This window comes from Armatimonas sp., assembly GCF_031410135.1.
Lineage (GTDB): Bacteria > Armatimonadota > Armatimonadia > Armatimonadales > Armatimonadaceae > Armatimonas.
The window spans coordinates 1-13,153 of the sequence record NZ_JANNYP010000485.1 but is presented as its reverse complement, the minus strand read 5'-3'; the positions used below and the strand labels follow the sequence as shown (position 1 = coordinate 13,153).

General features: G+C 58.9%; 13 protein-coding genes. 5 read left to right on the top strand and 8 right to left on the bottom strand.

The genetic code is table 11. The features are described from left to right. Positions 1 to 135: 135 nt before the first annotated feature. Complete coding sequence (gene groES / locus RMO15_RS17915) at positions 136 to 420, bottom strand: co-chaperone GroES (RefSeq protein ID WP_309714923.1); 285 nt, start codon at positions 418 to 420, stop codon at positions 136 to 138. Between the two features lie 228 nt (positions 421 to 648). On the opposite strand from groES, the gene RMO15_RS17910 reads away from it, so the two are divergent. The 5 genes from RMO15_RS17910 to RMO15_RS17890 all read left to right on the top strand — a co-directional run bounded on the left by RMO15_RS17910 (position 649) and on the right by RMO15_RS17890 (position 6,073). Then, positions 649 to 1,152 (top strand): hypothetical protein, encoded by a 504-nt coding sequence (locus RMO15_RS17910; protein ID WP_309714921.1) that lies wholly within the window; start codon positions 649 to 651, stop codon positions 1,150 to 1,152. 115 nt (positions 1,153 to 1,267) lie between these two features. After that, positions 1,268 to 3,766: a zinc-dependent metalloprotease gene (locus tag RMO15_RS17905; RefSeq protein WP_309714919.1), complete on the top strand. Its 2,499-nt coding sequence runs from the start codon at positions 1,268 to 1,270 to the stop codon at positions 3,764 to 3,766. 152 nt (positions 3,767 to 3,918) lie between these two features. After that, on the top strand, positions 3,919 to 4,899 hold the full coding sequence (locus tag RMO15_RS17900) for a hypothetical protein (protein WP_309714917.1): 981 nt from the start codon (positions 3,919 to 3,921) through the stop codon (positions 4,897 to 4,899). A gap of 18 nt (positions 4,900 to 4,917) precedes the next feature. Next, the gene (gene rdgB, locus RMO15_RS17895) at positions 4,918 to 5,484 is read left to right on the top strand and encodes an RdgB/HAM1 family non-canonical purine NTP pyrophosphatase (protein ID WP_369016134.1); all 567 of its coding nucleotides are present in this window, start codon (positions 4,918 to 4,920) and stop codon (positions 5,482 to 5,484) included. Beyond that, complete coding sequence (locus RMO15_RS17890) at positions 5,468 to 6,073, top strand: N-acetylmuramoyl-L-alanine amidase (RefSeq protein WP_309714913.1); 606 nt, start codon at positions 5,468 to 5,470, stop codon at positions 6,071 to 6,073. Before rdgB ends, RMO15_RS17890 begins: the two co-directional genes overlap by 17 nt. Here the strand turns inward: RMO15_RS17890 and RMO15_RS17885 are convergent. From RMO15_RS17885 to RMO15_RS17855, 7 genes are all read right to left on the bottom strand, one after another. Then, complete coding sequence (locus RMO15_RS17885; protein ID WP_309714911.1) at positions 6,041 to 6,907, bottom strand: PEP-CTERM sorting domain-containing protein; 867 nt, start codon at positions 6,905 to 6,907, stop codon at positions 6,041 to 6,043. The two genes, RMO15_RS17890 and RMO15_RS17885, sit on opposite strands and share 33 nt — an antisense overlap. A gap of 55 nt (positions 6,908 to 6,962) precedes the next feature. Next, positions 6,963 to 8,471: a DUF4097 family beta strand repeat-containing protein gene (locus RMO15_RS17880; protein WP_309714909.1), complete on the bottom strand. Its 1,509-nt coding sequence runs from the start codon at positions 8,469 to 8,471 to the stop codon at positions 6,963 to 6,965. A gap of 21 nt (positions 8,472 to 8,492) precedes the next feature. Then, the gene (locus tag RMO15_RS17875; protein ID WP_309714907.1) at positions 8,493 to 8,867 is read right to left on the bottom strand and encodes a DUF2089 domain-containing protein; all 375 of its coding nucleotides are present in this window, start codon (positions 8,865 to 8,867) and stop codon (positions 8,493 to 8,495) included. A gap of 220 nt (positions 8,868 to 9,087) precedes the next feature. Next, positions 9,088 to 10,083: a hypothetical protein gene (locus tag RMO15_RS17870; protein WP_309714905.1), complete on the bottom strand. Its 996-nt coding sequence runs from the start codon at positions 10,081 to 10,083 to the stop codon at positions 9,088 to 9,090. Next, positions 10,083 to 11,174: a hypothetical protein gene (locus RMO15_RS17865; protein WP_309714903.1), complete on the bottom strand. Its 1,092-nt coding sequence runs from the start codon at positions 11,172 to 11,174 to the stop codon at positions 10,083 to 10,085. Before RMO15_RS17865 ends, RMO15_RS17870 begins: the two co-directional genes overlap by 1 nt. Before the next feature lie 49 nt (positions 11,175 to 11,223). Further along, on the bottom strand, positions 11,224 to 12,576 hold the full coding sequence (locus RMO15_RS17860) for a M14 family zinc carboxypeptidase (RefSeq protein WP_309714901.1): 1,353 nt from the start codon (positions 12,574 to 12,576) through the stop codon (positions 11,224 to 11,226). Positions 12,577 to 12,641: 65 nt separating this feature from the next. Then, the coding region (locus RMO15_RS17855) for a hypothetical protein (RefSeq protein WP_309714899.1) at positions 12,642 to 13,153 on the bottom strand (512 nt) is incomplete at its 5' end.

Sequence of the window (13,153 nt, the reverse complement as noted above, 5' to 3'; positions counted from 1 at the left end):
CAAGAGATGCCGACGAAGCCACATCGGTTTGTGGTTGGGGTCACCGCACAGACGGCTCCTCTGGTAGCAAGCTCTATCGCGGCGTGCCGCCTCATCAAAAAGCAGTTCTTTACTTGCCATAGTTTTTATTTTCCGTTACTTAATCGCGTAGATCTGATCCTCATCGAGGATCATCACGGTCTCGTTGTTGAGCTTGAACTCAGTGCCGCCGTACTTGCTGTAAACAACAAGATCGCCAACTTTTACATTGAGCGTGTTGCGCTCGCCGCTGTCTAGGACGCGGCCATTGCCTACCGCGATCACAATGCCTTCTGTAGGCTTGGTCTTAGCCGTGTCGGGGAGGAAGATTCCTCCAGCCGACTTCTCGTCGGACTCCGACGGCTTGACCACGACTTTGTCACCCAGGGGTCGAATTGTCATAGTTTGCTTTCACTCCAAAATTAGCAGTCTTGGCTTCAGAGTGCCAACGGGCATTATATCAATCGTCGCAAAAAAATCAAGAGATTTTCGGAAGGTTTCTCAGCCCGGGAGAATAGATTCTTCCGAAATCATGATTTGATTGGGTTTATGTAAAGAAAAGTTTAAGAAATCGAGAAAGCCTCTTGATTTTTTTAGGCACTTGCCGATACTATTGACAGTATGGACAGAGTGCAACGAAGCCTTCGTGGTCTCACTTTCGGACTCATCGCTCTCTGGGGAGTCGCACTGCTACGCGCCCCAAGGCCAGCCGCACAGGCTCAAGAGATGCCGACGAAGCCACATCGGTTTGTGGTTGGGGTCACCGCACAGACAGCTCCCCTGGTAGCAAGCTCTATTGCGGCGTGCCGCCAACAACAGCCCGAGCTGACCCTAGTGCCCCAGACGCTCTCCTCAACGGAAGCTCTCAAAGCGCTGCAAACGGGGCGTGTGCATCTTGTTTTGCTGGAGCGCTCTGCTTGCCCGGAAGAAGCGGCACTATTTGCTGCGTCCTATGTGGATCTCGTTCAGATACCCGTGAGCGTCGGAGGGTACTTTCGTCGCACGGGCACGCCGCAGATCCGGCAGGGGGACTTCCACTACCTCTATCTCACGGGCGTCACCTACCAGCAGCACCGGCAGCTTACTCCGTTTCTGCGACTCGTCCAAGAGCAAGCCGTGACTAGTAGAGATTAATACATGTCCTAAATTTAGGTGATGTATTAATTTTTGACTTCTTGCGATTATAATAGGTCGGGTGAATTTTCCACACCTGGCACTAGTCACAATCTCCTGAGGAACCATTTTAGATATGTCTCCACTGTCTCCGCGCCTCTGTGCAACCGCTCTTGCGCTTGCCTTGATCTTGCCTGCCGTTGCGCTGGCACAGCCACCCACGCCTCCGCCGACTCCTCCCGCTGGAGCAAAGCCACAAACCGGCCCACCTGCACAGCCGCCCACAGCACCTGGTAAGCCCAAGCCTTACGCCGACGTGATCACCAAAGAGGCGAAGTCGGATCTGACGGGGCTCTTTAAGACGCACCAGATAGACGATAAGTACTACTTTGAGATTCCCAAGTCCGCTCTTGGCAAAGAAGTGATGTGGGTGACGACCCTGGAGCGCTCGTCGGCTTTCTACGGCTTTGGCCAGACGGAAATCCAAGACCGCGTGGTTCGCTTCGAGAAGCGCGGCGACAAAGTCCTGATGCGTGGCGTGAGCTACCGAATCCGTGCCAACGAGAACCACGGCGATGTGAAGCGAGCGCTGGAAAAAGGCAATATCGAGCCTATTCTGGCGATCTACACGGTTCTGTCCTACGGCGACGGCGAGTCTATGGTGGTAGATGCCTCGCCCTTGATCTACTCCAGCCTCTTTGGCGCGAGCTTTGATCCAAGCCGTAGCTTTGTGGAGAGCATGAAGTCCTTCCCGCAGAACGTGCTGGTGAAAGTGACCGGAACGCGTGCAGGCGGCGGCGCTCCGCCTAGCCTGTTTGGCGGAGGGGCTCCCGCAGGTGGTGCTTCGGAGACGGTGGTGATCAACCACAATATCGTGATGTTGCCCGAGAAGCCTATGATGCCGCGCCTCTTTGATAGCCGCGTGGGCTGGTTTGCCACCAGCTACCAAGAGCTGGGTGGGACAGAAAATAAAGTCAAGGACGTGACGATCATTGACCGCTGGCGCTTGGAGAAAAAAGATCCCGGCGCGGCGCTCTCCGAGCCGGTCAAGCCGATCACCTACTACATGGGTAGCGAGATTCCCGCCAAGTGGAAGCCTTTTATTAAGAAAGGGATCGAGGCCTGGAACCCGGCGTTTGAAAAGGCGGGCTTTAAGAACGCGGTGATCTGCCGCGACATTCCCAGCAAAGAGGAAGACCCGGAGTTCGACGATGAGGACATCCGCTACACCATGGTGCGCTGGCTGCCCTCGGGGATAGAGAACGCCTACGGCCCCCATCTCTCGGACCCGCGCACGGGCGAGATTCTCAACGGGAGCCCGAAGATCTTCCATAATATCCTGAGCTTGGTGCAGAACTGGTACTTTGTGCAGGCCAGCCACTCCGACCCGCGTGCTCGCAAGCTGCCGTTCCCGGAGGATCTGACGGGTGAGCTACTGGCCTACGTGGTCACCCACGAGGTCGGGCATACCCTGGGCTTTCCGCACAACATGAAGTCCAGCTCCTCGGTGCCTATCGCGAACCTGCGCGACCCGAAGTGGACCGAGATGTGGGGAACGACGCCCTCGATCATGGACTATGCGCGTAACAACTACGTCGCACAGCCCGAGGATAAAGTGACCCAGCTCATGCCCAAGATCGGGGTCTACGATCACTTCGCGATTGAGTGGGGCTACTCGGTCTTTCCTGGCGTGAAGACCTCGGAGGACGAGAAGACCTATCTTAATGCCATTGCCAACCGGCAGACGACCAACCCGATGCTGCGCTTTGGCAATCCCTCAAACGACGATCCGGGCCGCCAGACGGAAGATATTGGTGCCGACGGGGTCGAGGCAACCCGCCTGGGAATGAAGAACCTGGAGCGGACGCTTGGCTGGCTCGCGTCGGCGACTCTCAAGTCCGATGACGACTTCTCCGATCTGGATACGATGTACAACGAGGTTCTGGGCCAGCGCTCGCTGGAGCTAGGCCATGTGCTGACGATTGTGGGCGGCGTGACCGAGACGGAGTACCATGTCGGGCAGAGTGGCAATGCCAACTACACCCCCGTGCCCAAGGCGCGTCAGAAGGCTGCCGTTCAGCTCTTCAACGACCTGGTCTTCAAGACCAGCCCGATCCTGGTGCGCCCGGATATCACCAGCAAGACCAGCGCAACGGGAACGGTGGACCGGGTGCTCTCTGAGCAGCGGCGCTTTATCAGTGGCCTGCTCAGCGACAGCCGCCTGAACAAGCTGGTGGAGTTTGAGATCACGGCTCCTAAGGTGGCCTACCCAGTCAGCGAGCTACTGACGGACCTCAAGAACGGGATCTTCAGCGAGCTGGCACAGCCCAAGCCCACCACGGATCTCTATCGCCGCAACCTCCAGCGTGCCTACGTGGATGCCCTCGTGGCTAAGCTTGGCCCGCCTCCCGCACCTCTCGCACTTCCTGCGGGCCTGCCTGCCGATCTGGCCCGCCGCGTTCGGAGCAACTCTGGCCCTCTCTCGGGTGAGGCAAAAGTGCAGGTTCGCGCCGCGCTTGGGGAGCTTCAGGCGTCTTTGGCCGCCGCAAAGGCCAAGACCACAGACCGTGCGACTCTCCTGCACATCACGGACTCCTGGAAACTGCTCGACGAGGTTCTGAACCCGAAGAAGTAGGGCCCGTAATCTGGCCCTGCTAGAGTGGCAGGGCCAGATTGTTAGGAACTTGACAGAACTTGTGTCACGTTTGTGGTATATTCGCCGTTGGAGAATAAAGAAACGAGGAGGAACTCCAAATGCGCCAGGTTGACAAGTCAAAAAGCAATCCTTTGTTGACAAAACAGAATCTCTCTATTCTTAAGGCAAGCTATGTAAAAGCACTGCCCCAGCTCTCAGCTCCCCAAAAGCAGCTCTCAGACCAGCGACTTGCGGTACTTCAGCGCACAAATGCAGACTTTCATGGCCAGCTTCAGGGCCTTTTCAAAGAGCAAGGGGTAGATCCCAAGAAGCTCAACGATGAGCTGAAACTGATCTTTCGTCTCAGTGATCCCAATCAGCAAGAACAAAAACTTGCCGAGTTTAAACAGAAAAATGCCTCGTTTTTCTCGGCTGCCCAGAATCGCTTCAATGCCTCAGGTCTCAGTAAGAGTTTGATTTCCCGCTATCCGCTGGGTAAGAACCAGAAGATGCGTCCTGGCCCTAACCCCGGCGAGATGGTGATTGAGGATGATCCACCTCCTCCGCCCCCTCCACCCGCAAGCTCCGATTTGCGCCTGGCAGCGCCGTTCAGTTTTTCGGGACTGAGCGAACGAGGTGATGCCTGTGAGGCAAGTGATCAGGGAAGACTTTCTGCCTTCATTAGCAAGTACATGGATTCGGGGCGGAGAACCGCTTTTGTGGGACAAGTCCTGATTGTGCCAGCTGGGGTACGTTCGGTAGAGGTCACGTCTGTTTTTTCCGACACCTATTTTGCTGCATCTGCGACAGTGATAGGTGGTTACGCCTCTGCCGATACACATATTAGCTTGCAGCTCCTTACCGAAGGGAATCAGCTTCTCTCGGAAGATAGACGTACGATGGCGAATGTATCCCTCCCCATTGGTGGAAATGTATCGGATAGACGTGGGCCACAGGGGCCTGCAGTGTCCCTGATCGGGCGCTACAACCGGCCTGATCCGGCACGAGAAGAACGAATTCATCTTGTGCTGACGGTCGAGGCTTGGTGTGGAGGTGGTGGTCTTTTAGGAGGTGGGGGGAGTGCTCGTAGCATGGGGACGCTGGAGCGCTTCGATGTGCGCCTAGTTCGGTAGTGGGTAGGTATACTGCCTTTGATGAAAATTATTCTGGCGACTCGTAACGCCCATAAGGTCGAGGAGATGCAGCAGCTTCTCCCCGACCTTGAGCTTTTATCCCTCCCCGACGACGCTCCCGACCCTGAGGAGACCGGCGCGACTTTCCTCGAAAACGCTCGCATCAAAGCGCTCTCTGCCGCGCAGCACACGGGCCTTCCCGCCCTCGCCGATGACAGTGGGATCTGTATTGATGCGCTAGGCGGCGCTCCCGGTGTGCACTCCGCCCGCTGGGTGAGCGAGGAGAACTGGATTCCAGAAGTCTTGAAAAAGCTTGACGGCAAGGTAGGCAGTGAGCGCAGCGCTCGCTATGTCTGTGTCCTGAGCCTCATGGCCCCCGATGGCACGATCTTGGCGGAGTCCGAAGGCACTTTTGAGGGGCGCATCGCAGGCGAGCCGCGTGGCAACAACGGCTTTGGCTACGACCCGATCTTTCTGGTAGAGCCCGACTACGCACAGACTGTGGGCGAGATCAGTACCGAAGAAAAACACGCCCGTAGCCACCGTGGCGTGGCCGCAAGGAGGCTCTATGAAAATCTGCATTGACCCTGGTCATCCCTCTGAGGTAGGGGAGGGAACCCGTGGCAAGAAGCTCACGGAGATGCGGGCCGCGTGGCTCGTTTCCAAGCGCCTGGAGGCGATATTGAAGGCCACAGGGCATGAGGTGAAGCTCACGAAGTCCAGTGAGAAAGAGTTTGTCAAGAATAGGAAGCGCGCCGAGCTCGCCAATGCCTTTGGGGCCGATCTCCTGGTGCGCCTCCACTGCGACTCCGAGGGGGGCACGGGGTTTTGGACCTACTTCCCCGACCGCCAAGGCACCGACTCCACGGGCAAGCGTGGCCCTAGTGCGAGCGTGATCGTGGCCTGTAAAGAGCGTGCCCCTAAGTTTCATGCCGCGCTTGCCGCCGGGCTTAAAGGGGCGTTGCGGGATAACGGTTGCCTCCCCGACATCCGAACCGCAGTGGGCAGTAAGCAAGGTGCCCTCACTGGCTCGATCTGGTCGCAGGTGCCCGTGGTGCTGGTGGAGATGTGCGTGCTGAGCAACGCCAAGGACGAGGCCTTTCTCGTCTCCGAGAAAGGCCAAGATCAGATGGCACGGGCCCTAGCGGCGGGCGTTGCGGCGGCGTGCGGCTAGGGGAAGTAGCCCAAGGAGCGCAAGGGCAAGTGTCCCTGGTTCTGGGATGCTCTGGCCACCGACCACGTCTTGTCCCCTGAGGTTGCCTTTTGAGTCTACGGTATTGTTCACCTGGAAGTACTGCGCCTGGTAGCCACTGATATCCTTGCCACTCTTGAGGGTATCCTTGGTATACGTTAGATAGCTATTGGCGCTATCAATAAGCTCCTGGCGGTTGACAGAGCCATCGGTGTAGTTGAGCTTGAAGTTAAACAGTCCCTGGCTCAGGTCGAGCCCAAAGTTGGCTTTACTGGAGTCGAAGTCGTTGACAATCTCCCAGAAGGCAAGCTGAAGTCCGGCTTGCTCTCCGAGAGTGTTGGCAACTCGAGGGCTGCTGGGATCGGCGGGGTTGCGGTTGGCGTAGTTGTGGTAGAGGAGTGCGAGCGTGTCGTTTGCTTTAGGGTCAGGAGTGCTGGCCCAGGGCTGCATAAAACCCTTGGTCGTGCTAATATCGTTGCTGGCACCATTGGTAAGCCAGGCAGTAGGCTCCACACAGAGGGTGTAGAACCAGTCGCTACGATTGAGATCAAAAGCCGTTTGTCCTGACTGGCCGTACTGGGTCTTGAGGAGTCCTGCTCCGCCTTTGACCGTTGCCATCTGCGTCCCATTGAAAGCCTGAAATGTTAGTCCTGAGAGAAGGCCACCACTGGTGCTATTGAGGTTTGCGCTACTCTGACCTGTGAAGCTACTCAGATCAAAGAATAAGTTGGTGCTGGACTGTGCAAAGGCGGCGGGAGCCAGGAGTGTCAGGGCTAGTGCAAGGCCCAGAGGAAAGGGAAGGGCATGATATTTCATGCCCTAGATATTCGGTGGAGCAAAGAATGCCCCACACGGTGGGAATAACGGTTTTTTAGCCCTCAGCCTGCTCGACATTGATATCGCCGCTAATTGAGGAGAGCACGACCATGGCCCCGGTTCCCTCCCCAATGGACTCGCTCACAATTGCCATCCCTGCGCCCTTGATCTTGCGGAAGTTCCCCTCACTATCGCGCACTTTACCGCGCAGCTCGCCGCTCTTGCTGCGGGCCTCAAGGACGGCGTTGGTCTTGTAGGGAAAGCTCAGGTTGGTATCGCCGCTGATCGTGGAGACGACCAGCTTGCCCTTGACAAAGCTGCCCTTGGGCGAGAAGCTCAAGTCGCCGGAGACACTATCGAGCAGGGTCTCTTCCGCGCCATCGTGTTCCTCGACGCTCACATCACCGGAGACAGCACGGATACTGAGTGTCTGGCTGGTGACACTGCGCACTGTGCTATCGCCCGAGACAGCCGAGAGGCTCACCGTGGGGATAATCGCGTCGCTCAGAGAGATATCGCCGCTCTGGCTCTCGGCCTTAAAGCTGGCTCCATCAAGTCGGAGCGCTTGGACACTGCCCGAGGTGGTGCGGGCACTGGCCGCGCCCAGAATTCCCTCCAGAGCGATATCACCCGCAGTCGTCTCCGCTGCCACATCGCCCATGATCTCGGAGAGCTGAATGTCGCCCGACTGGCTTGCCGCCACCACCGCGGCTTTGACGCCTCGAACCGAGAGATCCCCTGACGGCGAGAGCAGCGAGACTTTGACGCCCTCGGCAGGCACAAAGACCTTAAGGTTGAGCTGGACACGCTTGGCCTTCACCGCGCCGCTGGCAATGATCGCGCCGCCGGTCTCGTTGCTCTCGGTGGTTACCTGGATCGCCTCGGCAACGGCCTGCGCCTCTTCGGGTGTCGCAGCCCAGACCCGCAGCGTCCCGGCGGCACGCACCTCAGGGAAGTCGCCGCCCTGGACCGTAATATCGCCAAAGGGATTTTTGACACGCAGCGTCTGCCCGGAAGGCACCGCCAGAGTCACTTCATAGGCCTGCTCCAGTGTCGGCTCACCCTGGAAGCTCTGCGTGATGTCGTTGAGGTTGAGGTTAATATCTATATTGCCAATCGAGTCGGTGACCTGCTTGCCCAGCTTGCGGGCCTGCTTGGCGGCGTTGGACGCAAAGCGCCCGGCATCGAAGTCCCGGAACGAGCCCGCGATGCTCTTGGCACCGGGCAGCCCTTTCAGCGCTTGATTGAGCGCCCCAATCGGATCGGGTGATTTCTTCGCCTCTTCTATCTGCTCCTCGGCGGCAGCAAGCTGCTGGTCCATCCCTGCCACTTTCTCCCGCGCCGCTGCGATCTTCGCCCGCGCCCGGTTCAGCGTCTCGGACTCAAAGTCATCTGCCCCCCCCGCCCCCACAGGTGGAGGAGCTTTTTCGGGTTCTGGAGCGGGCGGGGGAGTAGGCGCTTCGGTAGGCTTCTCCATCGCGGCTAAGAGCTGGGAGGCTTCGTCGGCGGTGATCTTGCCCTCCTGGAGGAGCTGCAAGATCTTGAGGTTTTCTTCTTTTGACATAGCTTGGTTCTTTCTTGAAATCTAAAGTTCAGACAGAAGCTTAGTGGCTTCCGCAACGGTCAGGGTGCCGTCTTCCACTTGGCGCAGGATTGCATGGCGGCGCGGGTTGTCGGGAGCGACAGTAGGCTCGGTGAGTGCCCCCTCAAGCGCATTCACCACGGCATCGAGGCGGGCACGAACCGTGGGGTACGAGATGCCCAGCATACGCTCCACATCACGGATCACCCCCCGGCAGCGCACAAACGTCTCAATAAAGCTCTGGTGCTCCTGCGAAAGGCGTGCGAGCGGCGGCGGCGGGAAGTCGCCACAGAGCCGAGTACGACAGGCCGTGCAGCTCAGCTCGGAGACACGCAGGACACTCTCACAGACAGGGCAGTGCTGTGGGCTTTGGTTCATGGTAGTAATCTATCATGAAAATTAATAATGTCAAGAATGATATTAAAATTATTGATTTATTCCCTCCTCCCCCTGCCCCTCCTCCCAACCCTGCGGAGGCAGGTTGGGCAGAGGGGAGACTCGCTACTATAGCGCCTCAGAAGATAGGCTCCCCTCTCTACCCTCCTCCCAGGATTGGGAGGAGGGGCAGGGGGAGGAGGGAATCACGGAGGGGGCATCGTCACCGCGGAGAAAACGGAAGATGAACAGGAGCGCTACGGAAAGTTTGAGAGGGGCGCGACGTGTCCACATCGAATGCCTTGCCGATATTATTGCCCGCTAGGTCTTCTAATAGTGGCGAGGCAACGAGAAAGTAGCGACGCCTCTGCCAGTGCTTCTGGGGCGTGAAGCGCCAGCGCCGCTCCGAGTCCTCCAGAGCAACCGTGCCAGATATTTTCTCTACCGTGAGCAGGCGCTGGGCCAGCGCGTGATCCAGAGGCTCGTTGAAGTGTACGACCAGTGGCTCACGGGTGCCGATTTGGGGAGGGATGATACGCCAGCGTGACGGCTCAATCGGGGTGCGGTCGGCTTCGGTGACGAGAAAGCGCTTGCGAAACGGAGCCGCCAGAGGTTTGCCGTGGCTATCTTGCCAGGTCGTGGCGAGCTCCAGGGTGAAGTGCTTCCCCATCTCCAGAGCGCCGCCGATGTCTTCCAGTGGCTTCACGCCCCGCTTGATGCGTCCGGGATCAAAGAGCAGGGTCAAGCGCGTCTGCTCCGGGCTCCATAGCTCCTCGGCGAGCTCCAGAAAAGGCAGATCTACGGGCGTGCCATCGGCTCGGAGCAAGCGAATGTGCTGGTATGAGTCCCCACGGCTCATCGGGGCGGAGAAGTGGACATAGAACTTGAGCAGATTTAGGGGCAGGGTGCTGGCTCTGGGGTAGACCTGGACCACGCGCGTGGGCACGGACGGTGCCGGTGAGGGCAGGCGAAAGCGAACCGACACCGTGCCGCAGACGGCGTAGTAGGTCGTGCCGGGAAGCAACGGGAAGCGTGGCTCAAAGACCGTGTGCTTGCCAATTTGGCGAACACTGCCTGCCATAGCAGTCTCGCGCTGCTCGCCTGCAAAGACTTTGAGCTGCTGCGGGTCAGGCAGGCCAGAGGCTTCGACGCTCGCTCGGCTCGGGCCTTGCGGCCCGACAACCCAGCGCAACGTGACGCTCTGGCCTGCCCCTCGCATTACGGCAGAGGCCGGGTTTCGAGGGTCAGCGCTCCGCCCTCGTCGCGCCGCAGAACCACGGCAGTCTTGTTGTTGAGCTTATCGAGTTGGTCAATTCCCGTCCAGTCGGCGAGTGTCTCATAGCCGACGCCTTTTTTATCGGGAACCGGCGCGGTGATCGACTCGGCTTTCTCAATGCTCTCCGTGACGATCTTCATCACGCCACGAGCGCTATTGGCCATCAGCAGGTTCACGTGCCCGTCTTTTTGGTAGGAGATAATGTCCAGCGGGCGGTTGCGGTTGCCCAGCTCCGCGATGGTCTTGCCCTGAATCTTAGCACCGGGCTTGATCGCGCTCAGAGGAAACTGCACCAGTGGCGTGCAGGTGTAGGCCGCCAGCACATGGGCTTCTTTGCCGATCATAAACGGGACAAAGGTGCGGATCGGGGCGCGGGTCTCGAAGCGCCCGTGAGCACCGTGGTAGATCTCCACGCTGGTTGGGTTGACACCATCCTTGAACGGAAACGGAATCGAGCGTAGGGTTGCAGCAAACTCCTCATTGGAGAGCCCGGCTACCAGTAAGCGCCCATCTTGGTACGCCAGATCGGTAATAGACTCCAATCGAGGATTGCTCCGCCCCGCGGTGCTCTCCGCCGGAGCCGCAGGCAGCGCGAGTTCGGAGAAGTGCACTTTCTCCAGCGCCACCAGCTCGACCTCACTCTCGCCCTTGACACGAACTAGCGCCGGAGTCGCCTCAGGCCCCCGTCCCCGCGAGACCGAGAGATAGACATTGCCCGACACCGGATTCACCGCCATGTCCTCAACTAAAATCTGCGCAGGCTCCGCACCCAGCAACCCCGCGATTTTCTTCTCCAGCCCCGCGATCTTCAGCGCCGTCGCCGCCTTGCCAGGCTTGGTGTCATCGGTGGAGACCGCGATAATGGACGCGGCTTTTGTGTCCGCAATAAACAGAACGCCCTCTGGCCCAAAGGTCAGCGAGCCCATCGAGCGGAAGCTGGGCGCACCCACGCGCATTCCCGCCGTCGCTTTTCCCGCATGAGCGCTACTCGCGACCATAAGAGTGAGAGTGGCACCGATCATAAAACGATTCATTTCCAAGACTCCTCCCAAGAGTTAGCCCACCATTCGCGGCTCCCTCGCGCTATTCCTTCTTGGGAATTTCCATCCGGAATTTATAGATGCTGTGTCGCCGCTCGCTGTCCCAGAGGTGTAGTGTCATCGGCACGGATGCGCCGGGCTTGGCGTTGGGCATCACCTGGATCGTGAACGGGTTTTGGAGCGGGGAGTTACGGTACTCGCTGGGCACGACAATCGCGGGGTCTTGCGAGGTGAGAATAGCATAGCTCCACGAGCCGCCGCTGATCGTCGGGGGTGTCCAGCCGAGAATCGCTCCTGGTGTGAGGGGCTTGTCGGTCGTACCACTGCCTTCGAGCCTCAGTGCGCCACTCTTTGCGAGAGGTAGCTCACCCGCCATCTCTAGCCAGAAGCGCCAAGCCTCTTTCACATGGGTCTCGTACTCCTTGGCGATATCAAGCTCCGATGGGTAGCGCCCGGCGACGCCTTTAGTCTTGCTGGGGATGCTGATCTCAAAGTTAAAGCCATAGATGCCGTAGCTGTAGTAGGCATGCGTGTAGGTCAGGCCGGAGTTGCCGCCGCGCACACCCGGAGCAGGCTCGCTGCCTGGCTTGGACTTGGTGATGGAGTAGGGGGAGTCGCTCTGGCGCTTCTGCATCCCCGTGACGATTTTCAAATAGCGGGCATGGTCGGGGGCGATGCTGTGGGCAGGAAAGAGAATCTCACGGAGGGGGCTATGGATGTCCATAAACGCCCGCAGGTTCGGGTGCGCCGCAAAGAACGCATCCAGCGCCTGGTTCTCCGGCTCGGAGAGAGCAGCCAAGCCCTCGAAAATATCCGCACCGGGTCGCGCCGTGGAGTCGTTCCAGGTAGAGTCTACCTCGCGGCCTCCGCCCCAGCGGATGGGGAAGTTGCGGTTCAAGTCCACTCCAAACGTCCCATCCCCGTTGCGCACTCTATTTTTGCGCCAGTCTTTGTGCGTCTCCTCCCAGAGTTTGCCATCCACGTTGAACATCGGCACGTACCAGAGGCAGCGTCCACTCGTCCAGCCCGCCGCCAGCTCTTCGTCGAGAAAGCGTAGTGTGCAGTAAGCGGGCTGCTGCTCGCGCGGATGAATCCCCGAGAGCCACATCAGCTCGGGCTGGCCGGGCTTGCCGATGCGAACAAGAGGAATCGAGCGCCCCTCGCGGGTCTTGCCGGGAAGCGTTGATATCTCAACTAGGTCGGGGTACTTTGCTTTCCAGCCCGCAATCCGCTGCTCAACCTGAGCAAAGGTGATAAGCCGGTTCGATTGGCCCTCGTTTTTCCCTCCTCCCAATCCTGCGGAGGCAGGTTGGGCGATGGGGGAGATTGGTGGCGTTTGGCCAAGTACAGGCGCGATGAGAAAGAGGCTGGCGAGAGCAAGAAGTGTGTGTTTCATAGAAAATTACTCCCCTCCTCCGGGTGCCCTCTGGGCGTTTGGGAGGAGGGGCTGGGGGAGGAGGGTTACGGCGTGCAGCCGAGCTGAGGCAGTAGACATGGGGCGCAGGAAGCCGCTGCGATCCCAGTGCCCGTGAGCAGGGGCGTGCAGAGCGCCTGGTAGCGGTTGTCGCCTACAGGAGGGAAGAAGTCCGCGCTGAGCTTGCGGGCTTTCACGTGGCCGTCGGCCCAGATCACATTGGTCATCCCATTGTGCCGTCCACGCGGGGCTCCGTAGTCATTGGCACCTGCCATCAGGCTACTGCCGGAGTGTACCAGCAGGTAGGGGAACCTGTTGGCTGTTGTCGGAAAGCCCGTCGCCGCTGTCACCGCACGCTTCTCAGGCCAGAGATCCGAGCTACCAAACGCGGCGGTCTGGGCTGTGGACGCGCCGTCTACGATCAGCACGGTGTCGGCGGGCCGATCCATGGCAGGAAGTGAGCTGGTCATCACTCCACCACTGGCGTTATTATTTCCCCCTAGGTAGTAGTTGTAGGCATAGGTGACGACAAAGCCGTTTCCTATCCCACAGCCTGCCG

Bases quoted from the DNA above. Each gene is read 5' to 3' on its own strand.
- groES (WP_309714923.1), bottom strand. From the start codon at position 420: ATGACAATTCGACCCCTGGGTGACAAAGTCGTGGTCAAGCCGTCGGAG.
- RMO15_RS17905 (WP_309714919.1), top strand. From the start codon at position 1,268: ATGTCTCCACTGTCTCCGCGCCTCTGTGCAACCGCTCTTGCGCTTGCC.
- RMO15_RS17890 (WP_309714913.1), top strand. From the start codon at position 5,468: ATGAAAATCTGCATTGACCCTGGTCATCCCTCTGAGGTAGGGGAGGGA.
- RMO15_RS17885 (WP_309714911.1), bottom strand. From the start codon at position 6,907: ATGAAATATCATGCCCTTCCCTTTCCTCTGGGCCTTGCACTAGCCCTG.
- RMO15_RS17880 (WP_309714909.1), bottom strand. From the start codon at position 8,471: ATGTCAAAAGAAGAAAACCTCAAGATCTTGCAGCTCCTCCAGGAGGGC.
- RMO15_RS17875 (WP_309714907.1), bottom strand. From the start codon at position 8,867: ATGAACCAAAGCCCACAGCACTGCCCTGTCTGTGAGAGTGTCCTGCGT.
- RMO15_RS17870 (WP_309714905.1), bottom strand. From the start codon at position 10,083: ATGCGAGGGGCAGGCCAGAGCGTCACGTTGCGCTGGGTTGTCGGGCCG.
- RMO15_RS17865 (WP_309714903.1), bottom strand. From the start codon at position 11,174: ATGAATCGTTTTATGATCGGTGCCACTCTCACTCTTATGGTCGCGAGT.
- RMO15_RS17860 (WP_309714901.1), bottom strand. From the start codon at position 12,576: ATGAAACACACACTTCTTGCTCTCGCCAGCCTCTTTCTCATCGCGCCT.